The organism is Streptomyces sp. NPDC103540 (genome assembly GCF_055584445.1).
On sequence record NZ_JBVJMA010000006.1, the window covers coordinates 174104 to 194481 of the forward strand.

The 20378-nt window shown below is 73.4% G+C and carries 19 protein-coding genes and 1 tRNA gene; 14 read left to right on the forward strand and 6 right to left on the reverse strand.

The features are described from left to right. Positions 1 to 1290 (forward strand): ATP-grasp domain-containing protein, encoded by a 1290-nt coding sequence (locus ACZ6ZI_RS16575; protein ID WP_469520962.1) that lies wholly within the window; start codon positions 1 to 3, stop codon positions 1288 to 1290. A 28-nt stretch (positions 1291 to 1318) separates the two neighbouring features. Here the strand turns inward: ACZ6ZI_RS16575 and ACZ6ZI_RS16580 are convergent, their stop codons facing one another. Genes ACZ6ZI_RS16580 through ACZ6ZI_RS16595 form a run of 4 tightly spaced genes read right to left on the reverse strand, consistent with a single transcriptional unit; the run spans position 1319 to position 4779 of the window. Beyond that, complete coding sequence (locus ACZ6ZI_RS16580) at positions 1319 to 1936, reverse strand: LysE family translocator (RefSeq protein WP_469520966.1); 618 nt, start codon at positions 1934 to 1936, stop codon at positions 1319 to 1321. Next, positions 1936 to 3030 carry a histidinol-phosphate transaminase gene (locus ACZ6ZI_RS16585; protein ID WP_469520969.1) on the reverse strand — a complete coding sequence of 365 codons (1095 nt, stop codon included), beginning with the start codon at positions 3028 to 3030 and terminating at the stop codon, positions 1936 to 1938. The genes ACZ6ZI_RS16580 and ACZ6ZI_RS16585 overlap by 1 nt, the downstream gene beginning before the upstream one ends. Before the next feature lie 11 nt (positions 3031 to 3041). Then, positions 3042 to 3830, reverse strand: coding sequence for an alpha/beta fold hydrolase (locus tag ACZ6ZI_RS16590; protein ID WP_469520972.1), 789 nt, complete (start codon positions 3828 to 3830; stop codon positions 3042 to 3044). Positions 3831 to 3864: 34 nt separating this feature from the next. After that, complete coding sequence (locus ACZ6ZI_RS16595; RefSeq protein ID WP_469520975.1) at positions 3865 to 4779, reverse strand: phytanoyl-CoA dioxygenase family protein; 915 nt, start codon at positions 4777 to 4779, stop codon at positions 3865 to 3867. 253 nt (positions 4780 to 5032) lie between these two features. Between ACZ6ZI_RS16595 and ACZ6ZI_RS16600 the strand changes: the two genes are divergently transcribed. The 9 genes from ACZ6ZI_RS16600 (at position 5033) to ACZ6ZI_RS16640 (ending at position 12986) form a co-directional block, all read left to right on the forward strand. Beyond that, positions 5033 to 6064 (forward strand): beta/alpha barrel domain-containing protein, encoded by a 1032-nt coding sequence (locus ACZ6ZI_RS16600; protein ID WP_469520977.1) that lies wholly within the window; start codon positions 5033 to 5035, stop codon positions 6062 to 6064. A gap of 449 nt (positions 6065 to 6513) precedes the next feature. Beyond that, positions 6514 to 6723 carry an MbtH family protein gene (locus ACZ6ZI_RS16605; RefSeq protein WP_469520980.1) on the forward strand — a complete coding sequence of 70 codons (210 nt, stop codon included), beginning with the start codon at positions 6514 to 6516 and terminating at the stop codon, positions 6721 to 6723. A gap of 139 nt (positions 6724 to 6862) precedes the next feature. After that, entirely contained in the window at positions 6863 to 8149 is a 1287-nt protein-coding gene (locus ACZ6ZI_RS16610; RefSeq protein ID WP_469520982.1) for a helix-turn-helix domain-containing protein, read from the forward strand. A 37-nt stretch (positions 8150 to 8186) separates the two neighbouring features. Further along, the gene (locus ACZ6ZI_RS16615; RefSeq protein ID WP_469520986.1) at positions 8187 to 9044 is read left to right on the forward strand and encodes a fumarylacetoacetate hydrolase family protein; all 858 of its coding nucleotides are present in this window, start codon (positions 8187 to 8189) and stop codon (positions 9042 to 9044) included. 232 nt (positions 9045 to 9276) lie between these two features. Continuing rightward, the gene (locus ACZ6ZI_RS16620) at positions 9277 to 10935 is read left to right on the forward strand and encodes a sensor histidine kinase (protein ID WP_469520989.1); all 1659 of its coding nucleotides are present in this window, start codon (positions 9277 to 9279) and stop codon (positions 10933 to 10935) included. Positions 10936 to 10980: 45 nt separating this feature from the next. Then, a complete protein-coding gene (locus tag ACZ6ZI_RS16625; RefSeq protein ID WP_469520992.1) occupies positions 10981 to 11430 on the forward strand; it encodes a roadblock/LC7 domain-containing protein in 450 nt (149 codons plus the stop codon). Further along, positions 11427 to 11846 carry a DUF742 domain-containing protein gene (locus ACZ6ZI_RS16630; RefSeq protein WP_469520994.1) on the forward strand — a complete coding sequence of 140 codons (420 nt, stop codon included), beginning with the start codon at positions 11427 to 11429 and terminating at the stop codon, positions 11844 to 11846. The genes ACZ6ZI_RS16625 and ACZ6ZI_RS16630 overlap by 4 nt, the downstream gene beginning before the upstream one ends. Further along, positions 11824 to 12444: a GTP-binding protein gene (locus ACZ6ZI_RS16635; RefSeq protein ID WP_469520997.1), complete on the forward strand. Its 621-nt coding sequence runs from the start codon at positions 11824 to 11826 to the stop codon at positions 12442 to 12444. The genes ACZ6ZI_RS16630 and ACZ6ZI_RS16635 overlap by 23 nt, the downstream gene beginning before the upstream one ends. Continuing rightward, positions 12441 to 12986: a GAF domain-containing protein gene (locus tag ACZ6ZI_RS16640; protein ID WP_469521000.1), complete on the forward strand. Its 546-nt coding sequence runs from the start codon at positions 12441 to 12443 to the stop codon at positions 12984 to 12986. Before ACZ6ZI_RS16635 ends, ACZ6ZI_RS16640 begins: the two co-directional genes overlap by 4 nt. Positions 12987 to 13041: 55 nt before the next feature. On the opposite strand, the gene ACZ6ZI_RS16645 is transcribed toward ACZ6ZI_RS16640, so the two are convergent. Both ACZ6ZI_RS16645 and ACZ6ZI_RS16650 read right to left on the reverse strand, forming a co-directional pair. Continuing rightward, complete coding sequence (locus tag ACZ6ZI_RS16645; RefSeq protein ID WP_469521002.1) at positions 13042 to 13950, reverse strand: transketolase family protein; 909 nt, start codon at positions 13948 to 13950, stop codon at positions 13042 to 13044. Positions 13951 to 13991: 41 nt separating this feature from the next. Further along, a complete protein-coding gene (locus ACZ6ZI_RS16650) occupies positions 13992 to 14693 on the reverse strand; it encodes a transketolase (RefSeq protein ID WP_469521006.1) in 702 nt (233 codons plus the stop codon). A 178-nt stretch (positions 14694 to 14871) separates the two neighbouring features. Between ACZ6ZI_RS16650 and ACZ6ZI_RS16655 the strand changes: the two genes are divergently transcribed. The 4 genes from ACZ6ZI_RS16655 to ACZ6ZI_RS16670 all read left to right on the forward strand — a co-directional run bounded on the left by ACZ6ZI_RS16655 (position 14872) and on the right by ACZ6ZI_RS16670 (position 20311). After that, a tRNA-Pro gene (locus tag ACZ6ZI_RS16655) sits at positions 14872 to 14945 on the forward strand. A gap of 183 nt (positions 14946 to 15128) precedes the next feature. Beyond that, the gene (locus tag ACZ6ZI_RS16660; protein WP_469521009.1) at positions 15129 to 16490 is read left to right on the forward strand and encodes a phosphatase PAP2 family protein; all 1362 of its coding nucleotides are present in this window, start codon (positions 15129 to 15131) and stop codon (positions 16488 to 16490) included. A 607-nt stretch (positions 16491 to 17097) separates the two neighbouring features. Further along, on the forward strand, positions 17098 to 18402 hold the full coding sequence (locus ACZ6ZI_RS16665) for a cytochrome P450 (protein ID WP_469521011.1): 1305 nt from the start codon (positions 17098 to 17100) through the stop codon (positions 18400 to 18402). 82 nt (positions 18403 to 18484) lie between these two features. Beyond that, entirely contained in the window at positions 18485 to 20311 is a 1827-nt protein-coding gene (locus tag ACZ6ZI_RS16670) for an ABC transporter ATP-binding protein (RefSeq protein WP_469521014.1), read from the forward strand. Positions 20312 to 20378 lie beyond the last annotated feature (67 nt).

Sequence of the window (20378 nt, forward strand, 5' to 3'; positions counted from 1 at the left end):
ATGGCAACCCGCCCCCGGCCGCGTTTCGCCGTCCTCTACGACCTCGGCGCCGTCCCCGCCGGCGAGATCGGCGCGGGCCTCGCCGACCTGGGAGACGTCACGTTCCTGGTACCGGACGGCTCCGACCACGTCGAGCAGCTGCGGCCCGTGATGGAGATGCTCGGCGACGTCCACACCCTCTCCGGCGAGCCGGCCGAGGACGCCCGGCTGATCCGCGCGCTCGCCCCCGACGCCGTCCTCACCTTCTGCGACGACCTGCTCCGGCCCGCCGGAGCGCTCGCCGCCGCGGCGGGCGTCCCCGGCCCCTCGGAGCGGACCACCCGGCTGTTCACCGACAAGGGCCTGCAACGACGCGCCCTGCGCGAGGCGGGCGTGGACCGCACCCGGACCGCGGTGATCGACACCCTCGCCGCGTGGGACGCCGCCCTCGACGAGGTCGGACTGCCCGCGATCGTGAAGCCCGTCAGCGGAACCCTCAGCCGGCACACCTTCGCCGTACGGTCCCCCCGGGACCGCGCCGAGGTGCGCTCCCACCTGGAGGGACTGGTCGCGGCGGGGGAGTGGGGACCGTTCATCGTCGAGGAGTACCTCCGGGGCCTGCCGAGCGAGCCCTTCGGCGACTACGTCTCGGTGGAGAGCGTGTGCACCCCCGAGGGGATCACGCACCTGGTGCTCACCGACAAGACCCCGGTCATGCCGCCGTTCCGGGGGACCGGCCGGATCTGGCCGAGCCACCTGCCCCGGGCACGGCAGCGGGAGGTGCTCGACCTGGTCGGCGCCGCGCTGGAGGCGGTCGGCGCGGACCGGGGCTTCACCCACACCGAGGTCAAGCTCACCGCCGACGGACCCCGCGTCATCGAGATCAACGGCCGCATATCCGGCTACGTCAACATGATGGCCCGGGAGACCTGCGGAGTGGACCTGGTCGAGCTCGGCGCCCGCGTCGCCCTCGGCGAAGAGGTGGAGCGGGCCCCCTTCGACTTCGGCGGCAAGGTGCACTTCCAGTACAACAACCTCGCCCCGCTGCGCCCCTGCCGCCTCGAAGGCGTGGACGGCGCCGAGGAGGTCCGCGCCCTGCCGGGCGTCACCGCGTACCGCGCCTTCGTCCGCCCCGGCACGGACCTGGCGGGCGGGACCTCCACCCGCACCCTGGACGCCCTCTCCGGCGTGGGCGACAGCCACGACGAGGTGCTCGCCACCATCGAGGCGGCGCGCGCCGCCCTCACCTTCGCGTTGCGCTTCGAGGACGGCCCGCGCCGGCTGACCGGCCTGGAGCTGCCCGAGCACTGACCGCCGCCCGGCCCGCCGCCGAGGCCCGTCAGACCCCGGCGGCCACGGCGACCCCGAGCGCGAGGAGCACCAGCCCGGTGACCAGACGCAGCCGACGCTGCACCACCGGCCGGGTCATCAGGGCGCGGCCACGGCTGACACCCCAGGTGAACAGCAGGTACCAGCAGGCGTTCACCGACGCCCACACCGCGCCCAGCAGCGCGATCGAGGCGAAGACCGACCCGCGCGCGGTGACGAACTGCGGCAGCACCGACACCGCGAAGACACCGGCCTTCGGGTTGCCCAGGTTCGTCGCGAGGCCCGCCCCGAAGGCCCCCCAGCGCCCCGTGCGCCCGTCGGTCCGCCCGGCCGGCGCCGGACCGCCGCGCCCCGCCCTGAGCGTGTTGACCCCGAGGACGACGAGCACCAGGCCGCCGGCGATCCGTACGACGGCGTACAGGTCGGGGTTGGTCAGCAACAGGGTGGACAGGCCCGCCGCCGCGGACAGGGACCACAGCAGCAGCCCCACCGCGTTGCCGACGATGGTGGCCCGCGCGACGCTCAGGCCGCCCTCCAGCGTCTGCCGCATCATCATGGCCTGACCGGCGCCCGGGAGCATCGCCAGCAGCCAGGTGGTCATGACGAAGAGCGGCAACTGCGTGGGCACTACGGCAGCCCGTCGGCGACGGCGGCCAGGAACACGTCGTTCTCGGCCGGTGTCCCCACCGACACCCGCAGCCAGGACGGGACCCCGCCGTCGCGGACCAGGGCCCCGCGCGCCACGATCTCGCGCCAGGCCCGGCGGGTGTCCCGGAAGCGGCCGAACTGCACGAAGTTCGTCTCGGATGCGGCCACCTCGTAGCCCGCCGCCCGCAGTTCCCGCACCAGCCGGTCCCGCTCCGCGGTGATGCGGTCGACGTTCCCCAGCCGGGCCGCCGCCCGCTCCAGCAGGGCCAGCGCGATCGCCTGGGTCGGCGCGGACAGGTGGTAGGGCAGCCGCACGAGCTGGACGGCGTCCACGATCGCGGGGGCGCCGACGAGGTAGCCCAGCCGCAGCCCGGCCAGGCCCAACCCCTTCGAGAGGGTGCGCACGACGACCAGCAGCGGCCGCTCCTCGATCAGCGGCAGCGGGGACGGGGTGCGCTGGAACTCGACGTACGCCTCGTCCAGGATCACCAGCGCCGGACCCGCCGACTGGGCCGCGTCGTACAGGGCGGCCACCGTCTCGGGGCTCACCGCGGTGCCCGTCGGGTTGTTCGGAGCGGTGATCAGGACGACGTGCGGACGGCGCTCGACGATCGCCGCGCGGGCCGCGTCGGGCGCGATCGTGAAGTCCCGCGCCCTCGGCGCGCCGCACCAGGCGGTGCCCGTGCTGCGGGCGATCTCGCGGTGCACGGCGTAGGAGGGCTCGAACCCCATGGCCAGGCGGCCGGGGCCGCCGAAGACCTGGAGGAGCTGCTGGACGACCTCGTTCGCGCCGTTGGCCGCCCAGACCCGCCCCGCGCCGAGCGGCGGACCGCCCTCCGCCTCCAGGTGGCGGGCGAGCGCGGCCCGCAGGGCCAGGGCGTCGCGGTCCGGATAGCGGTTCAGGTCGCGCAGCACCGGACGCAGGAGCGCCAGCACCTCGTCGACCAGATCGTCGGGGAGCGGGTACGGGTTCTCGTTCGTGTCGAGCCGGACGGGGACGTCGACCCGCGGCGCGCCGTAGGCGGTCAGCCCCCTCAGCTCCGAGCGGATCGGCAGTTCATCGATGCTGACCATGGGAAGGTCCTTCAGTCGTCGAAGTCCAGGAAGTCCGACACGAGGGGCCCGGCGACGGCCCGGAACTCCTCGAAGTACGCGTGCCGCGCGCCCGGCAGCAGCGCGAGCCGGGCGCGGGGGACACGGTCCGCCAACAGACGCGCGTTGGCGACGGGGTTGAGCCGGTCGTCGGTGCCGTGCACGACCAGCGTCGGGCAGCCGATCCGCGGCAACGCGTCCCAGGCGTCGTGCCGGTCGCTCGCCACCAGGTGCCGGTTGCGCGCGAACGCCGGCATCGTCGGATCGCCGAGGGTGCGGTGGGGGCCGGGGTGCTCCGCGAGCCAGGCCGGCGTGTACATCAGGTCGAGCAGCGCCGCCCGCCGGCCGGCCGCGTCGCCGCCCGCCAGCGCCCGGCGCACGCTCTCGTCGCGCTCGACCGCGTGCGGACCGCCAGGAGAGGTGCAGCCGAGGACGAGCGAGCGCACGCGGTGCGGCAGGTCGACCGCCAGCCACTGCGCGACGCGGCCCCCCATCGAAGTGCCGTACACGTCCGTCCGCTCGATCCCCAGGTGGTCGAGGACCGCGCGCACGTCGTCGGCGAGCAGCCGCGTGCTGTAGGGCACGTCCGGCCTGTCGCTGTCCCCGGTGCCGCGGTAGTCGATCGTGAGGGTGGCGCGGACGGCGTGGAAGTCCTCGCGCACGCCGTCCCACCAGTGGTGCGAGTTCGCCTGGCCCGCGAGCAGGACCAGCGGGGAACCCGTCCCCCGGAGCTGGTAGGCGATGCGGGTGCCGTCCGCGGACCGGGCGTACGTCGTGCCCACGTCGCTCCTCTTCGATCGGGGTGGTGCGCGGAGGCTACATGCCGGCGACCGGGGCGGCGTCGGATTCCGCCTCGTGCGAGAAGTAGCCGGTGGTCGCCTTGCGGCCGGACCGCAGGTGGGCCCCCTCCTGGATCTCGAAGAGGGAGTTGAACTCGGCCGCGGCGAGCGGCAGTCGCCACGTGCCGCCCTCGCCGCGGGCCGTCTTGGAGACCTTGCCCCGCACCAGCTTGGCCGTGGGCTCGTTGTGCGCCGCGTGCGGGCCGTAGTAGAGGGGGAAGGCGTCGCTCGCCCGGTAGGCGGGGATGAAGGCGCGGCGGTAGCGGTCCGAGTTGTTCTGCTCGGAGGAGTGGACGACCAGCGGGTGCAGGAAGACGACACTGCCGGCCTTGCCCTGGCAGTCCACGACGGTGGACTCCGCCACGCCCACGCCGTCGAGGCTCACGATCTTGCCGCCGAAGAACCCGTCCACCTCGTGGCTGAGCAGACCGCTCTTGTGCGAGCCGGCGGCCACCTGGAGGCAGGCGTTCTCCCGGGTCGCGTCGTCGAGGTAGACGAGCGCGGCCACCAGGTCGGTGTTGGAGTGCGGGTAGTAGGCGAAGTCCTGGTGCCATTCGACGGGGCTGCCGACGTGCGGCGCCTTCACGTTGAGCTTCGAGTACTGCAGGATCAGGTCGTCGCCGATGAGGTCGGCGACGGCGTCGAGCAGGCGCGGGTGCTCCGCCAGTTCGGCGAACACCTTGTCACGGCTCGTCGGAGCCCAGATGCGACGGGCCTTCGAGGCGTCACCGGGTTCCGTCTCGGCGACGGAGTTCAGGTCCTGACTGGAAAGCAGGTCGTCGACGACCTGTCGCGCCCGATCGACGAAGTCGCTCTCGAAGAGCCCTTCCACGACCAGGAAACCGTTCTCCCGATAGGCTTCGATCTGGCTCTCGGAGAGGACGTGTCCCATGAATGCACTCTCTTTCCGGCAATCGCCCCGCCGACCGGCGGGGCGCGGTCCATCGGCACATGCGTGTGAACGATCTGCGGCAGCGGGTCTCGCACCGCCTGCCCCCGACCATACAAGGACCAACCGGACTGGAGAGGAGGCAACTTGGAGAATTCGAAAAGCAGCGAAAGTGCCTCCGGTAGTGCCCCTCGGGTACTGCGGTACTGCGTAGCGTGAGGAGCCCTGAGCGACTTTCCGACGGCTAGGGAGTTCCATGACCGGCGTCTCGCGAGAGCCCGCTGACCGTAGTACTGCGGCGGCGGTCGAAATCCTTGACTGCACGCTTCGGGACGGCAGTTACTCCGTGGACTTCAAATTCACGGAAGAGACCATTCGAGCCGTCCTCACCGGCCTGGAGAATTCGGGGATGGGCCTGATCGAACTCGGCCACGGACTCGGTCTGGGCGCGGGTGAGGCGCTTTCCCGGCCCAGCCTCGTCACCGACGAACGCTGCTTCGAGATCGCGGCCGGGACCCTGCGCCGGGCCGCCTGGGGGATGTTCTGCATTCCCGGGCTCGCCGAGCCGGCCCAGCTGGCCCGCGCCGCCGGGGGCGGGATGGTCTTCGTACGCGTCGGCGTCGACATCACCGACGTGTCCCCGGCCGCCCGGTTCGTCGGGCAGGCGAGGGAACTGGGCCTGCGGACGTTCGTGAACCTGATGAAGACCAACGTGCTCGACGAGCGCGGCGTGGTGGCGGCGGTCCGACGGTGCGCCGGGTTCGGGGCCGACGCCGTCTACCTGGTGGACTCCGTCGGCGGCTACCTGCCGCACGAGGTCGAGGCGCTGTTCCGACGGGTCGGCGAGGAGACGGGCGTCCCGCTGGGCTTCCACGGACACGACAACCTCGGTCTCGCCAACGCCAACGCGCTGGCCGCCGCGACCGCCGGCGCGCGCTACGTGGACACCACCCTCGACGGCATCGGGCGCGGCGCGGGCAACACCGTGACCGAGGCCTTCGCCGCGATCCTCGCGCGTCACCGGGGGATCGGGGCGTACGACTACCGGGCGCTCGCCCGGCTGAGCGAGACCGTCGTGCGCACCCTGCCGCGCCTGCACGACGACCGCACCTTCCAGGTGCTCGGCGGACTGACGCAGACCCACTCCAGCTTCTTCCCGCTGATCACGCGCTGTGCGGAGGCGGCCGACGTCGACGTCTTCGAGCTGATGACCGCCGTCGCCGAGGTCGAGCGCGTCCGCCCGACGGAGTCGCTCGTCAAGGAGATCGCCGCCGGTCTGCGCTCCTGAGTCCGGGCCGGTACGCCATCGGGCCGGCCGCCGCGGGGACACCCCGGGGCGGCCGGCCCCCGCTCGTCCGCGACGCCGGTCGGCGGCCCCGCGGGCCGGTCGCGACCGGGGGTCGACGGAGCGACTTGACATGCGCGGCCGGCGGCTCGGCATGACGTGCCTCACACGATTAATCCGTGAAATGCCGTCGGCGTCGAAAGGTTCGCGCCGGCATGGCGTCAAGTGGCGGGTCCTTATATCGGGAGCATGCGACCAAACCGCGCATCGCCTTCCGTTCGGGTCGACGGCATGAGGCAGTTGTCGGCCGGCGCAAGTGCCGATATGCCTCCCATTGGAACGCAATGCTTGATCGCCCGAGGGTTCCCCGGCCAACCAACTCCCGTTAGGGTCAGACCAGTCGGTACGTCCAATCTAGACGTTCCGCATGGGTAATCGCTTGAGGGGGACTCGTGGCAAACCTTTTCGACGATGCCGACGGGGAATTCGTAGTTCTTGTGAACGCCGATCGACAGTTCAGCCTCTGGCCCGACTCCATCGAGGTCCCCCCGGGCTGGGACGTGGTTTCGGGACCGGCCGGGCGCCGGGCATGCCTCGATCGCGTCGAGTCCGACTGGCGGAGCCTGCGGCCGGCGAGCCTCTCCGGAGAGCTCCTCGACTGATCCGTCGAAAATTACACTTCCGGCCAACGGGGGCCAGGAGAATTCCTCACCGGGAATGGCTGCCGGCCGCGTACGGAACCGTCACCCCCACCAACGGGACGGCGTGCGCGCGTATCCACATCTGGAGCAATTGAAGATGATGAACTGGGCGAATGTCGAGGACTTCGGTATCCAACTCCAGCGGTATCGCAAGAGGGCCCAACTGAGCCAGAAGACCCTGGCCGACCTCTCGACGGTCAGCGTGCGGGCCGTCCGCAACCTGGAGCTCGGGCAGGTGGCCGCCCCCCGCCGGGAGACGGTGCGCCTCCTCGCGGACGCACTCCTGCTGACCACCCACGAGCGCCTCTCGTTCGAGCTCTCGGCGGGCGGCGAGGTCGACGAGGCGCTCTTCGCCACCCTCAGCCCGCCGACCGACGTACTGGCGCGTCCCCTCCTCGGGCGCACCCGCGAACTCGACTCACTCGTACGGCAGTTGCGCAGCGATCAGCAGCGGATCACGGTCCTGTCCGGATTCCCCGGCGTCGGCAAGACGCACCTGGCGGTCGCCGCAGCGCGCACCGTCGAGGCCGCGACGGCCACGCCGGTCCTCTGGGTCCAACTGCAGAAGGGCCGCGACCGCGGCCCGCTCCAGGCGGCCATCGCCGACCTGCTGGTGGGCGAGGGGACGGGCGTGGGCCGGCTCGCCCGCCAGATCGGCGACCGGGCCACCCTCCTCGTCCTCGACGGCAACGACAGCGGCCAGGTCCGTCGCGAGACGGTGTGGACCCTCATCCGCGAGTGCCCCCACCTCAGCGTCCTGGAGACCGGGCGCGTCCCCCACGGCGTCTCGGACCACCACAGGTTCCTGGTGTCCCCCCTGCCCACCTGGCGGGCGGGCACGGCGCAGGTCCCCACCACCCACTCGCCCGCCCTGGACTTCCTGTTGCGACGCTTTTGCGACCTGCGGCCCCACTTCCAGGCGGGCGAGGGCGACCACCAGAAGCTCGCGGAGGTCTGCGCCCGACTCGACGGCCTGCCCGGCGCCCTCGAATCGGCCGCCTCCTGGGCCACCGTGATCTCCATCGACGAACTGGTGACCATGGCCCGGGACGAGCCGGAGGCCCTCGCCAGCCACCCCGCGACGCGCAGCGACCCGGTGGCGGCGGCCCAGGGCGTACTCGGTCAGCAGACCCCCGTCACCCAGGACCTGGCGCTCCGGCTCGCCGACCGGCCCGAAGGGTGGACCATCGACCAGGTCGTCCGCCAGGCGGGGCTCCCCAGGGCGCAGGCGGCCCTCGCCGTCCAGTCGCTGCTGCACGCCGGCCTGATCGTCGAACTCCCGTCGAAGCCGGGCGGCCCCGTCCGCTTCGCCCTCCTGCACCTCGCCCGGGTCGCGATGCGGGGGCGCTCCCCGATCGTGCCCAGACTCGCGCTCTGCGCGAGCTGACGAGTCCTCATCTTCTGTTCCTCGAAACGGAGTACGCATGCGCCTGTGCACCATGACCCTGGACGGCCGGGAAGACGTCGGCATCGCCGTCGACGGTGGGATCGTCCCGCTGAGCGTCCTCGCGGACCGGGCGGGGTCCCCCTTCGGTCCGACGCTCTTCGACATCGTTGTCGGCGACCGGTTGGACGCCATCCGGGAGGCCTTGGCCGATCCGGAGGTCAAGGCCGCGGCCGTGAGCTCCGCGGAGGCGGTCTTCGGCCCGATCTACCGCCGGCCGCCCAAGCTGTGGGGTGTCGGACTGAACTTCCGCAGGCACGCCGACGACCTCGAGGTCGAACAGCCCGCGGGCACGCCCGGCTCGTACCTGCGTCCGAGCAGCTGCGTCATCGGCCACGGGGACGAGATCGTCCTGCCGACCCAGTCGGACCGCGTCACGGCGGAGGCGGAGCTCGGCGTGGTGATCGGCCGGACCTGCCGGGACGTCGCACCCGAGGACGCCGCGTCCGTCATCTTCGGCTACACGACCGTCCTGGACATGACCGCGGAGGACGCGATCCGCGTCAACCCGCGCTACATACCCTGGTCCAAGGCCTTCGACACGTTCTGCAGCCTCGGCCCGTGGATCGTGACCCCGGACGAGGTCGGGGACCTGTCGACCCTGCGCGTCTCCACCGTGGTGAACGGCGAGACCATCGCCACCAACCGGGTCTCGGCCATGATGCGCGACCCCTACTGGCAGGTCGCCCACTTCTCCGGCGGCATGACGCTCGACGCGGGATCCGTCCTCGCCACCGGCACCCCCGGGGCCGGCGTCATCCGCGACGGCGACGTCGTCGAAGCCGTGGTGGAGAGGGTGGGCACCCTCCGCAACACGGTGCGCCGAGCCTCCCGTTAGGCACGGCCCCCGCGCGCGGTCGGGCGGCGTACGCCCGTGAAGGGCGGGGGCGTACGCGCTCCCGGCGCATTCGGGCTGTCGTACGAGCGCTCCGTCGGGAGCGGGAAGCAGGCCGCCCAAGTTCCCCAACTGGGCGTCCGGGGCGGGAGCGTGCGGTCTAGCGTGGGTATCCGGTGATCAACACCGGGCCCCGGGAACGCTGGGGGCCGGGCCCCACGTACCGAGGACCCCGATGTCCGGACTCCGCGCCGCACGCCACGCACCGTCGAGACACGCCGCCACCGGTCCCGACCGGCGGATACGGCCCCAGCTGGTCCGCGCCGCCGTCCTGCCCACGCTCGCCGCCGGGCTCAGCGGCGCCGCCGCCGTGATCTTCACCCTCCAGCTCGGCGGCGGCGCCGGGGAACGCGACGCCCGCCTGTGGCCCGTCCTCACCGGCTGCGCCCTGCTGGTCCTCGGGGCCCTCGCCGCCGCCCTGCTCGGGGCGCAGCGCGGCGCCAAGACCGTCCGGGACCGCTGCGAGGCGCTGCGCCGCTCCAGCGTGCGCGGTCGCCAGGAGCTGCGGACCGCCGCCGAGGCGCTGGAACGCGGGGAGGCCCCGTCCCGTCCCGCGCGCGGCGCCCAGGGCCCGGCCGGCCCGTCCGGCGAAGGGGGCGGGGGCGGCGGTGGAGGCGACGAGTTCCGGCTGCTGGCCCAGGAGTTGCGCGGCGCCCGCGAACAGGCCCACGAGACCCTGGTCCGGCTCGCCGTCGCGCCCGCGCCCAGCGACAGCGACCGGAAGGTGGAGGTCTTCGTCAACCTGGCGCGCCGCCTTCAGTCCCTCGTGCAGAGGGAGATCTCGCTCCTCGACGAGCTGGAGGACACGGTCGAGGATCCCGACCTGCTGAAGGAGCTCTTCCACGTCGACCACCTCGCCACCCGGATCCGCCGGCACGCCGAGAACCTCGCCGTGCTGGGCGGCGGCGCCTCGCGCCGCCAGTGGACCCGCCCGATCGACCTGAGCGAGGTGCTGCGCTCCTCCGTCGCCGAGGTCGAGCAGTACACCCGGGTCAAGGTGGTGCCCCCGGCGGGCGGCACGGTCCGCGGACACGCCGTCGCCGACGTGGTGCACCTGCTGGCCGAACTCGTCGAGAACGCCACGGTGTTCTCCGCCCCCGACACCGATGTGGTGGTCCGCGCGGAACGGGTCACCGCCGGCATCGCCGTCGAGGTCGAGGACCGCGGCCTGGGCATGCCGCCCGAGGAACAGCACCGGATGAACGCCCTGCTCGGGGACCCCGACCAGGTGAGCGTGGGGCACCTGCTGGCCGACGGCCGGATCGGGCTCTTCGTGGTCGCGGCGCTCGCCCGCCGGCACGGCGTCAAGGTGGAGCTGAAGTCCAACATCTACGGCGGGGTCGTCGCCGTGCTCGTCCTGCCCCAGGGCCTGCTGGGCGCGCAGGCGCCGACCGCCTCCGACGTGCGGGGCGGCGCGCGGACCACCTCGTGGGGCACCGGCCAGGGCGTGGGACTCCCGCCGCTGGAGCCCGTACGGGTCCCCGCGCCCGCCTCCTGGCCCACGACGCCCACCGGCCCCACCGGCCCCGTCGCGCCCGGCGGACCGCGCCGGTCCGCCGCCCCCGAAGGGCCCGCCACCCCGACGGACCGCCACCCGACCCCCACGGTGCCCATGGCCCGCGTGGACGGCGGCGACGGCCCGATCGGCGACGACGAGGACGGGGACCGCCCCCTCCTGCCCCGCCGGCGCGCCCAGCAGCACCTCGCCCCCCAACTGCGCGAGACCCCCGCCCCCCGCCCGGCCGCCGACCCGGAGCCCGCCCCGCACGACCCCGGCCTGATGGCGGCCTTCCAACGCGGCTTCGGCCGGGCCGAGTCGGACCCCCACGCGTGAACCGGGCCCCCGCCCGGACCCCCACCCAGCAAGGAGCACATCCCCATGACCGGTGAGACCGCGACGAAGACCGGCAGCCTCTCGGACCTCGACTGGCTGTTGGGCGGACTCGTCCAACGCGTGCCGTACACGCGCAGCGCGGTGCTGCTGACCGCCGACGGGCTCGTCACCTGCGTCCACGGGCTCGACGCCGACAGCGCCGACCACATGGCCGCCCTGGCCTCCGGCCTGTACTCGCTGGGGCGCAGCGCCGGAGCGCGCTTCGGGGACGGCTCGGAGGTCCGCCAGGTGGTCGTGGAACTCGACACCGCCCTCGTCTTCGTCTCCGCGGCCGGATCCGGTACCTGCCTCGCGGTCCTGGCCGACCGGGAGGCCGACGCGGGCGTCCTCGGCTACGAGATGGGCATGCTGGTCAAGAGCGTGCGACCGTTCCTGGCGGCCCCGCCGCGCCGCCCCGTGCCCGTCGCCTCCCCCGCCGTCGAAGCGGAGCGATGAGGGCCCGGGCGCGGGGGGTCCACGGCACCCGGGCGGCGCTCGACCCGCCGTGGCTGGACGATTCGGCGGGCCGGGTCGTGCGCCCGTACACCGCGTGCGGCGGGCGGACCCGTTCGGCCGTCGCCCTCGACCTGCTCTCCCTCGTCACCGCGACGGGGGTGCGCCCGCGCGTCCCGCTGGGGGCCGAACACACCCTCGCGCTGCGGCTGTGCGCGGGCACGGCCGCCGTCACCGTGGCCGAGCTGGCCGGGCAGCTCCGGCTGCCGGCGGTGGTGGTGAAGGTGTTGCTGTCCGACCTGATGGAGTACGGGGCCGTCATGGTGCGGGCGCCGCGCTTCCCGGGCGGCGGATCCTTCGCCGCCGACGACCAGAGCCTGCTGAGGGCGGTGCTCGATGGCCTACGCCGCCGGCTGTGAGCCCGCCCCGGGCCTCCCCGCGACCTTGAAGATCCTGGTCGCGGGCGGGTTCGGCGCGGGCAAGACCACCTTCGTGGGGGCGGTCAGCGAGATCGAGCCGCTCTGCACGGAGGAACTCCTCAGCGGCATGAGCGCGACGGCCGACCGGCTGGAGGGGGTGGAGACGAAGACGACGACGACCGTCGCGCTGGACTTCGGCCGCATCACCCTCGACGAGCGCCACGTGCTGTACCTGTTCGGCACGCCCGGTCAACACCGGTTCTGGTTCCTCTGGGAGGAACTGTGCGCGGGCGCGCTCGGCGCGGTCGTCCTCGCCGACACCCGAAGGCTCGCCGACTGCTTCCCCGCCGTGGACTTCTTCGAGCGGCGCGGCATCGGCTTCCTCGTCGCCGTCAACGAGTTCGACGAAGCCCACCGCTACACGGCCGAGGAGGTCCGGGAGGCGGTGGGCCTCGACCCGCGGGTGCCCGTCGTACGGTGCGACGCGCGGCTGACCGGCTCCGGGACGGCCACCCTGGCCGCCCTCGTCCACCACCTGCTCACCGCGGCCGGCCCCACCGGCCGACCCACCCACACGGATCCGGGGGAACCGCCATGAACCGCTACGAATCGACCGGCCACCTGTTGTTGACCCCGGTGGACCGGGAGGCGCCGGCGCGCGCCGTCCGCCTGCGCGAACTGGGCCTGGGGGAACGCCCCGACCCCGAGCTGGACGCCTTCGCGGCACGGGTCGCGCGGCGGCTCGACGCCCCGTACGCGGGCGTCAACTTCGTCGGCGGGGAACGACAGTTCTTCGCGGGCCTGCACCACGCCCGAGAGGCCCCGGCGAGCGCCTACCCGGCGCGGGTCCTGGCCCGCGACCACGGCTACTGCCCGCACGTGGCGGTGCGGCGCAGCGCGCTGGTGCTGGAGGACGTACGGGACTTCGCGCGCTTCGCGGGCAACGCCGTCGTGGACGAGAGCGGGGTGCGCTCCTACCTGGGCGCTCCCCTGACCGACCGGCGCGGGATCGTCCTGGGCACGGTGTGCGCGGTGGACGTGGTGCCCCGGCGCTGGGGCACGGCCGGCCTGGCGACGGTCAAGGAGTTGGCGTCGGAGCTGGTGGCGCTCTTCCACGCGCGCGAGGACCGGCGCCCCTGACGGAGTCCGCGGCCGGGTGGGGGACGGGGCCGTCCCCCGCCCGGGCGGGCGGCGTTCAGCGGGCGGCGTTCGGCAGGAAGGCCGTGATCCGGCCGCGCAGCGAGGCCGGGTCCAGGCCGTGGGCGGCGGTGTGCTCCTCGATGGTGCCGTAGCGGCGCAGCTCCGCCCTGCCGACGCCCAGGCCCAGAATCCGGTGCGGGACGTCGAGGAGGGCCTCGCCGGCCTGCCGCGCGGAGGTGCCGGCGAGGTAGGGCTCGACCAGTACCACCTCCGCGCCGGCGCGCGCCGCGGCGGCGCGCAGGGCCGCGTCGTCGAAGGGGCGCACGGTGGCGGCGTAGAGCACCGTGACGTCGAGGCCCTCGGTCGCGGCCAGGACGTCGTCGAGCAGCGGGCCGACGGCGAGCACGACGCCCGCGCCGCCCTCGCGGACGGTCTGGAAGCGCAGGTCGCCGAGCGGGCGCGGCGCGCTGTTCGACTGCTGGGAGAGCCGGACGTAGACCTTGTCGTCCCCGGCGGCGTAGGCGTGCCGCAGCAGCTCCTCGGCCTCGTCCGGGTGGCCCGGCACGTGGACCGTCCAGCCGTCGAGGGTGTCCAGCAGGGCCACGTCGCCCGGCGCCATGTGGGTGTACCCGCCGGCGGGCCAGTCGTGGCTGGCGCCGGCGCTCACCAGGACCCCGCCCGTGTCCTGGTGTCCGAAGTCCAGCTTGATCTGCTCGAACGGCCGCTCCACCAGGAAGGCGGCGAAGGTGTGCACGATCGGCCGCAGCCCGGTGAGCGCCAGGCCGCCGCCGACGCCGATGAGCAGCTGCTCGCGGATGCCGACGTTGATCACCCGGTCCGGGTGGCGCTCCTGGGCGGGGCGGAACCCGTCCATGGTGATCTCCGCCAGTACCAGCGCGAGCCGGGGGTCCTCGTCGAGCACCCCCGAGGTGACCGAGACGAACCGTTCCCGCATGGTGTCCATGATGGTTTCCCTCCCTGACCCTTCGACCCTGTCCGGGTCCTTCAGAACTTCTTCTCGACCCGGGCGACGACCGCGTGCGGCCGGCCCGGGTGGGGTGCGGTGAAGGCGGCGTACAGCGCCGCGTGGTCGCGCCCGTCGACCGTGACCGCCGACCAGCCGGCGGCCTCGAAGCGGGAGGCGATCCCGCCCCGCCAGCCGTGGGTGGCGGAGTCGTTGTCGATCACCACGGTGTGCAGGTTCTCCAGCCCCGCGGAGCCGGCGTAGGCCAGGGCCTCGTGGTTGCTGCCCTCGTCGAGCTCCGCGTCGCCGATCAGCGTCCAGACCGCGGCCCCGTCCTCGCCCCGGGCGCGCAGCCCGAGGGCGCTGCCGACCGCCAGCGGCAGCCCGTGCCCGAGCGAGCCGCTGCCGATCTCCACGCCGGGGATCAGGGTGCGGTCGGGGTGGTGGCCGAGGGGGGAGTCGTAGGAGCCGAAGCCGGGGAGCCAGTCGACGGGGAAGAACCCCTTGGCGGCGAGTACGGCGTAGTAGGCCATCGGCCCGTGCCCCTTGGACAGCAGGAAGCGGTCCCGGCCGGGGTCCTCGGGGGCGCGCGGGTCGACCCGCAGCACGCGGTCGTAGAGCACCCACAGCACGTCGAGGGTGGAGGTGGCGGCGGGGCCGTGCTTCTCGGCTCCCGTCATGAGGGCGATCAGTCGCCCCAGATCCTGGTGGCGGTACCCGGCGTCCGTGGTTGCCTGTGTCATGCAACCACCATGTGACCTCAAGCGCGGTTGAGGTCAAGCGTCGTCCGTCCGGTCCGCCGGATCCGTCGGATCCGGCGTCGGATCCGGCCGTTCGGGAAAGGTGCGCGCGAACACCCCCGGAAGTGCGGTATCGTTCTTCTGCGCGTCCGGCCAGGGGAAACCCCAGGTCAGCGCGCATCGGGACGTGGCGCAGCTTGGTAGCGCACTTGACTGGGGGTCAAGGGGTCGCAGGTTCAAATCCTGTCGTCCCGACTCTGCTGACGCAGGTCGGAGGCCGTTCTCTCATCCGTGAGAGGGCGGCCTTTCGTGTATCCCGTCCCGCCCCCCGATGTGGCGCACGTCGCGGACCACCGCCGCCGGCAGCGGCACCGCCGCCCCGCGTAGCATGTCCGAGCGAACAACGACCACGTTAACGTCTGGCAAATCGGCTGAAAATTGATATCTAAAGCATCGCGAACCCTTTCGCGCAGAGACGGTGGAACCGGGACCGCCGCGTGGCGGCGCCCGCGCGTCGTGTTGTGGACCGCGGCGAGCGTGGTGACCCTCGGGTTCCTCATCGGGCTGGAGATCGCCGCGCGCGGCTACGGCACGCGCGGACCGATCGCCGCCCAGGCGCGAGAGGTGATCTTCGCACCCCAGTCGGGGACGGTGCTCTACGCGGCCATGGCGTTGATGATGGTCGTGCTCACCTGGAGACAGCGGTTCATCGCGATCGGCGCCGCCATCGGCATCGACCTCGTCTTCTGGCTCGTGCGGTGGCTGGTCGGCGCCGAGATGATGTACGGCAACGGCGCCCTGCTGGTGACCCTGGCCTGCGGGGTCATCGCCCTCACGCGCCGCACCGGCCGCGAGCGCGCCCTGCTCCTCCAGGGCGTCGGCCTGGCCCTGCTGCTCGTGACCGGCCGCAAGACCGGCTACACCTGGCTGCTGATCACCTCGAAGACCCGCCCGATGGTGCTCGACCAGTACGTGGCGACCGCCGACCACGCCCTGGGCAACCCGTCGTGGGTGGCGGGGCGGATCGTCGAGGCCACCGGCGTGGTCGGCTTCCGCGTCCTGGAGTTCGTCTACATCCAGCTCGCCGTGATGGCCGTCATCGTCGCGCTCTACCAGCTGCGCAACGTGGCGGCCGAGCGGCGCTTCCCGAGCCACCACCTCGTGCGCACGTTCCTGGTCATCGGGCTGCTCGGGCCGGGCATCTACATGATCTTCCCGGTGGTCGGGCCGATCTTCGCCTACGGCGCCGACGGCGGCCAGTGGGCGCTCGCCGACCTGTGGCCGAACACGCCGCCGCCGCTCGGCGTACCCCTCCCGATGCCCTTCGACGGGTTCACCCCGCGCAACTGCATGCCCAGCCTGCACACCGCGTGGGCCACCGTGATCTTCATCCACTCCCGCAAGGGCCCCCGCGCCCTGCGCTGGGCCGGCACGTTCTGGCTGATCGCCACGCTCGGCGCGACGCTGGGCTTCGGCTACCACTACGGCGCGGACATCGTCGCCGGCGTCGTGTTCACGCTCACCATCGAGGCGGGGCTGCGCGCGCTCGCGCGCGGCTGGGACCGCTCGGCGACCGTCCTGGTCGCCTCCGGCGCGGCCGTGTTCGTCGCGCTCCTGCTGGCGTACCGCTACCTGTCGACCCAGATGGCCGCGCACCCGTGGCTCTTCGGGCCGCTGGTCGTCCTGTCGATGGTCGCGGTGATCTACGGATACGTCCGCACCACCCGGGCCTGGGAGCGCACGCCCGTGCCCGTCCGGCTGCCGGGCCAGCGCCGGGAGCAGCAGCCCGAGCTGGTCTGAGTTCGAGCCGAGCCGGGTCGAGTCGGGTCGGGGCGAGCCGAGTCGGGTCGCGTGCGCGGGCCGCGTTCGCGTGTCGGGGCCGTACCGGAGGGATCCGGTACGGCCCCGACCGCTTTCGCGCGGCGTCCGCCTCAGGACACGGTGACCCGGGCCGGGGCCCAGGAGGTGTGGTCGAAGGTCGAGCGGTGCTCGGCGTCCTCGACCCGCAGAGGTAGGAGTCGCGGGTGGGCGGGGGAGGTGGCGTCGCGACCGTGCCCGTCGTGGGACAGCGGACGGGGCCCGCCGCGGTGAGGGCGCCGCCCTCCGCGGTGCATTCCCACGGGGGCGCGGGGGCGGCGTTCGCGGGCGGGGTCACCTGCCACGACGCGGTGAGCCGGGCGCCGGGCCGGGCACCGTGACCCGCCTGTCCACCCGGGCCACGCACCGACCGCCCCGGTTCGCCCGGCGCCCGCCCGGCGCCCGACCGGGTCGCGTGCGGCGCCCGTCGGGGCGGGGCGGGCGGACGTCCGTGGCGGGCGGGGTGTCGCCGCGTGCGCGCGACCCCCTACAGTGCGTGATGTCCCGCCCGGTCCGTGCCGACGTACCACCGTCGAACAGGAGCAGATCCGTGACCACGCACGCCCGTCCGTCCCCGGCCGGTCGCCGGATCCCCGAGCTCGATCCCGCGGAGGTCGGGCGGTGGCGGGAGCGGGGCGGTGAACTCGTCGACCTGTTCGCCCGGGCGCGGGAGGAGATCGGCGGGGTCGCCGCCGTGCGCCTCGGGCCGCGCCCGACGGTCCTGGTCACCGACCCCTCGGCCGTGAGGCACGTGCTCGCCCTGCATCCCGACCGCTACGTGAAGCGCTCCCACCGGGCGCGCCTGCTGATCGGCGACGGCGTCCTGGCCGCCACCGGCGACGCGTGGCAGCGACAACGGCGCCTGTTGCAGGGCCGGTTCACCGGGCCGGGCATGCGCCGCTGGGAGAGGCGGATCGCCGGGGCCGCGCGGACTGCCGCCGTGCGCTGGGACGCGTACGCCCGCACCGGGGAGGTCTTCGACGTCGGCGACGAGATGCGCCGCTTCGCCCTGGACACCATCTGGCGCTCCCTGACCGGGCACCCCCTGGACACCGGTACCGAACGCGAACTGGCCGCCGTGGCCGCCGTGGTGGCCGCGCTGCCCAGCCTGCCGGTCGACGGGGTACGGGCCCGGGGGGCCGTCGCCGACGAGCTCGCCAGGATCGACGCCGTCGCGGCCCTCGCCATCGACGCCGCCCGCGCCGGCGGGGCAGGTCCCGACGGTCCGGGGCTGCTGCACGTCCTGCTGGAGGCGGCGGACACCCGTCCCGAGTACACCGACGGGCTGATCCGCGACGAACTCGTCACCCTGCTCGTCGCCGGCCACGAGACCACCGCCGGCACCCTGACGTGGCTCCACCTCCTCCTGGACCGCAACCCCGAGGCCCGTGCGCGGGCCCTCGCGGCGGGCGCGCACGGCTCACCCGAACGGCGCAACGCCCTCCAGGGGCTCGTCCACGAGACGCTGCGCTTCTACCCCTCCGCCTGGATACTGCCGCGCAGCGCGGCGCGGGACGACCTCCTCGCCGGGTACGTCGTCGAGGCCGGCACCGACGTACTGGTCTGCCCCTACCTCACCCACCGGGACCCGGACCTGTGGGAGGACCCGGAGCGCTTCGACCCGGCACGGTTCACCACCCCCGGCCGCCGCCCCGCCCACCCCGGCGCCTACCTGCCGTTCGGCCTCGGCCCCCGGGCCTGCCTGGGCCTGCGGTTCGCGATGGTCGAGTCGACGGTCCTGCTGGAGCACCTGCTGCCGGCCCACACCCCGAGGTTCCGCTCCGTCCCGACGGAGGCGGCGTACGGCATCACCGTGCGCCCAGACGGCCCGACCCCCGCGACGCTCACCGGATAGCGCCGAAAACGCTTGGACGCTGCCCGGTGCCGCGCGGGACACTGCGGACCCTCTCCGATCGGTCCGACAAAGCAGGGTTGGGATGGGTACGCCTCAATCGCGCAAAATCACGCCGAACAAAGGTTCGGTGGTCCTCGCACTTCGCTACTACGGACGGGAGTTGGCGCGCCTTCGATGGCTGACCGTGCCCGCGATGCTGCTCCCGGCGCTCGGCAACATCGGCATCGACTACGTGGCCCCGCTGGTCATCGCCAAACTCGTCGGCCGCATCGCCGACGACGCGGGCTCCGGGGCCGGCGTCGACGTCGCGGCGATGCTCCCCTACGTCATCGGCTTCGCCGTCGTCCTCCTGTGCGCCGAGGCGCTGTGGCGCGCCGGCCTCCACTGTCTGAACCGCGTCGACGCCCTCGGCATCGAGCGGCTGTACGTCATCGGCATGGACGAACTCTTCGCGAGGGACGCCGCGTTCTTCCACGACAACTTCGCCGGATCGCTCACCAAGCGGGTCCTGAGCTTCGCCTCCCGCTTCGAGGAGTTCATGGACACCCTCACCTTCTCGGTCGTGGGCAAGTTCGTGCCCCTGCTGTTCGGGTCGGTGGTGCTCTGGCAGTACGAACCCCTCCTCGTCGTCGGGCTCCTGGCGATGATCGCCTTCGCGGCCCTGCTCGTACGGCCCCTGATCCGCCGTCGGCAGGCCCTCGTGGACGAGCGGGAGGAGGCCATCGCCCGCGTGTCCGGCCACGTCGCCGACAGCCTGATGAACATGGACACGGTCCGGGCGTTCGGCGCCGAGGACCGCGAGGCCGCCGAACACCGCAGGCGGGTCGCCGAGTCGCGCCGGCTCACGCTCCGCTCGTGGGACTACGGCAACCTGCGCATCGACACCATCGTCGCCCCGATGTCCGTACTGACCAACGCGCTCGGCCTGCTCCTCGCCGTCACCCTCGCCGGGGGAGGGCACGGCGTGGAGGCCGTCGTCGTCGCCTTCACCTACTACTCCAACGCCACCCGGATCATGTTCGAGTTCAACCAGATCTACCGCCGGCTGGAGAGCTCGATGACGGAGGCCGCGCAGTTCACCGAACTCCTGCTGAAGCCGGCGACCGTGCTCGACCCGCCCTGCCCCGAACCCCTCCTCTCCGAGGGCGCCGACGTGCGCTTCGAGAAGGTGGACTTCACCCACGGCGGCGCCGAACCGCTCTTCGAGGGCCTCGACCTGGCCGTGGCCGGGGGGTCGAAGATCGGGCTCGTCGGACGGTCCGGAGGCGGCAAGACCACCCTGACCCGGCTGCTGCTGCGGATGACGGACATCGACGCGGGCCGGATCCTCATCGGGGGCCAGGACATCAGCCGGCTGTCCCAGGCCGACCTGCGCGGCCTGATCGCCTACGTGCCCCAGGACCCGGCGATGTTCCACCGCACGCTGCGGGAGAACATCGCCTTCGCCCGACCGGACGCGACCGAGGCCGAGATCCGCGCCGCGGCCGAGGCCGCGCACGTCACGGAGTTCGCCGACGCCCTGCCCGAGGGCTTCGACACCATGGTCGGCGAGCGCGGGGTGAAGCTGTCCGGCGGGCAACGCCAACGGGTGGCCCTCGCCCGCGCGATCCTGCGCGACGCGCCCATCCTGCTCCTCGACGAGGCCACCAGCGCCCTCGACTCCGAGAGCGAGATCCTCGTGCAGGACGCGCTGTGGCGGCTCATGGAGGGGCGGACGGCGCTCGTCGTCGCCCACCGCCTGAGCACCGTCGCCGGCATGGACCGGCTCGTCGTCCTCGACCGCGGCCGGATCGTCGAACAGGGCACGCACCAGGAGCTGCTCGCGGCGGAGGGCGCCTACGCGAAGCTGTGGCAGCACCAGTCGGGCGGCTTCCTGGAGGACGCCCCCGACCGGGCCGACCTGCGCTGAGGCGCGGCTCCGGAGGCGGGGCGGGGCGGGCGGGGGCGGGCCCGGGTGCCGGGGTGTCGGCCGGGTC

Coding starts and splice junctions, on each gene's coding strand:
- ACZ6ZI_RS16585 (WP_469520969.1), bottom strand. CDS start 3,030: ATGGTCAGCATCGATGAACTGCCGATCCGCTCGGAGCTGAGGGGGCTG.
- ACZ6ZI_RS16600 (WP_469520977.1), top strand. CDS start 5,033: ATGACCGGCGTCTCGCGAGAGCCCGCTGACCGTAGTACTGCGGCGGCG.
- ACZ6ZI_RS16645 (WP_469521002.1), bottom strand. CDS start 13,950: ATGGACACCATGCGGGAACGGTTCGTCTCGGTCACCTCGGGGGTGCTC.
- ACZ6ZI_RS16610 (WP_469520982.1), top strand. CDS start 6,863: ATGAACTGGGCGAATGTCGAGGACTTCGGTATCCAACTCCAGCGGTAT.
- ACZ6ZI_RS16630 (WP_469520994.1), top strand. CDS start 11,427: ATGAGGGCCCGGGCGCGGGGGGTCCACGGCACCCGGGCGGCGCTCGAC.
- ACZ6ZI_RS16575 (WP_469520962.1), top strand. CDS start 1: ATGGCAACCCGCCCCCGGCCGCGTTTCGCCGTCCTCTACGACCTCGGC.
- ACZ6ZI_RS16615 (WP_469520986.1), top strand. CDS start 8,187: ATGCGCCTGTGCACCATGACCCTGGACGGCCGGGAAGACGTCGGCATC.
- ACZ6ZI_RS16635 (WP_469520997.1), top strand. CDS start 11,824: ATGGCCTACGCCGCCGGCTGTGAGCCCGCCCCGGGCCTCCCCGCGACC.
- ACZ6ZI_RS16640 (WP_469521000.1), top strand. CDS start 12,441: ATGAACCGCTACGAATCGACCGGCCACCTGTTGTTGACCCCGGTGGAC.
- ACZ6ZI_RS16595 (WP_469520975.1), bottom strand. CDS start 4,779: ATGGGACACGTCCTCTCCGAGAGCCAGATCGAAGCCTATCGGGAGAAC.
- ACZ6ZI_RS16670 (WP_469521014.1), top strand. CDS start 18,485: ATGGGTACGCCTCAATCGCGCAAAATCACGCCGAACAAAGGTTCGGTG.
- ACZ6ZI_RS16620 (WP_469520989.1), top strand. CDS start 9,277: ATGTCCGGACTCCGCGCCGCACGCCACGCACCGTCGAGACACGCCGCC.
- ACZ6ZI_RS16625 (WP_469520992.1), top strand. CDS start 10,981: ATGACCGGTGAGACCGCGACGAAGACCGGCAGCCTCTCGGACCTCGAC.
- ACZ6ZI_RS16650 (WP_469521006.1), bottom strand. CDS start 14,693: ATGACACAGGCAACCACGGACGCCGGGTACCGCCACCAGGATCTGGGG.